Origin of the sequence: Streptomyces lancefieldiae (assembly GCF_031845825.1) — a bacterium.
GTDB lineage: Bacteria > Actinomycetota > Actinomycetes > Streptomycetales > Streptomycetaceae > Streptomyces > Streptomyces lancefieldiae.
In genome coordinates, this window is record NZ_JAVRFH010000273.1 from 1 (window position 1) to 609 (window position 609).

1 protein-coding gene and 1 pseudogene are annotated in these 609 nt (G+C 72.7%); both read right to left on the minus strand.

Annotated elements, in window-relative coordinates:
- Nucleotides 1–281 (minus strand): hypothetical protein (locus RM812_RS42100; RefSeq protein WP_311586285.1); only part of this gene is annotated, 281 nt, incomplete at its 3' end.
- A pseudogene (locus RM812_RS42105) lies at nt 278–609 on the minus strand (hypothetical protein); the annotation flags it as partial. The pseudogene RM812_RS42105 and the gene RM812_RS42100, both read right to left, overlap by 4 nt.

Here is a 609-nt window from a genome sequence, read left to right on the forward strand (position 1 = left end):
TCGAGCACGGTGACGGGCTTGACGGCGATGCGGGCGCCCGCCTTCGTCAGGACGACGTCCTGCTGCAGGGCTTGCCGGAGCACGTCGACGACGTCCGTACGGACCGCGGCCTCGGAGGGTTTCGTGCCCGACGCCTGCGCCCACGTGGCGGAGCCGACGGTGACGGTGACCTGTGCGGATGCCTGGATGCGTTTGCTCTGTCCAGCCGTCCCCCCGTCGTGACGGGTTCTCTGGACGGCTTGGTGTTGGCCGGGCGCCGTGGCCGGGGCGGATCCGATCACTTGAGAGCCCCCTCGAACATGACGCGGTCCCCGCCGCGCTGTTCCGCGTCGACGGTCACGGGGCCCGGGACCGCGCGGGAGGGAACGGAGACGTCGACGGTGCTCGTGGCGGTGCGATGCGGTGCGATGGGCGCGTCGTGGTAGCCGAGGCCGGCCGACGCCGTGTCCGCGGTGGTGAGCTCGGCGCCGACCAGAACCCGCACGGTGACGCCCATGCCGGGTCGGGGGTCGTCACTGTCGTTGCGCACCGACAGCTCAAGGGAGGCCTCGCGGCGTCCGTTGTCGTCCGCGGCGAGCTGCAGCGGGGAGATCCGGACGCCGTCCGGGG